We start from the raw sequence: 643 nt of genomic DNA, 5'->3' as shown, positions 1-643 counted from the left end.
GGTGAAGCTGCCGCCTTGCGCATCAAGATCGCCAAATCCGACATTGCCGGTGGCATCGAGATCAATGCCGCCGCCGACGGTGACCGCGCCCGTCGCGTCGACATCGCCGGCCGTCGCGTTGAGCGTCAGATCGCCGCCGATGGTCCCGTTGTTCAGGGCCACCGCTGCGCCGGTGATGCTGGTATTGCCGCCGCTGATTGCATTGGCCAAAATGGGGGTGCCGGTTGCCGTAATCGTGATGTCGTCGTTCGCATTGACCGTGCCAAAGCCGGCATCTCCTGCGGTCGCATCCGCGGTTACCGATCCGCCGGACGTCACATCGCCAATGTCGATCGACCGGGCCACCAGATCCACATCGCCATCGCTGTCGATGTCGCCCGGACCGCTGTTCATGCCGATGCTGCCGCTGGCCGCGGTGAGCGCAATCGCGTTGGGCGAGGAGAGGGAGTCGAAGAGGATGTTCGCGGCGCTGGAGAAGCTGATAGTGCCGGCGCTCGCATCGCCGATCGCAATATTGCCGCCGTCGAGATCAAGACCATTGGTTGCGGTCAGGTCACCGCCGTTTATGCCGCCGCCCGCGGCCATGGCGATCGTGTCGCTGCTGGTCGCGCTGGTGAAGCTTATATTGCCGCCGGCATCGACG

Annotated in this window: 1 protein-coding gene; it reads right to left on the bottom strand. The window is 64.5% G+C overall.

Annotated features, from left to right (window positions below; genetic code table 11):
- A partial coding sequence (locus C8024_RS08925; RefSeq protein WP_173204234.1) for a hypothetical protein occupies positions 1–643 on the bottom strand: 643 nt, incomplete at both ends.

Origin of the sequence: Sphingopyxis sp. BSNA05 (genome assembly GCF_013265645.1) — a bacterium.
Classification (GTDB): domain Bacteria; phylum Pseudomonadota; class Alphaproteobacteria; order Sphingomonadales; family Sphingomonadaceae; genus Parasphingorhabdus.
The sequence above is the reverse complement of the archived record's forward strand: the minus strand, read 5'-3'. Positions and strand labels throughout refer to the sequence as shown.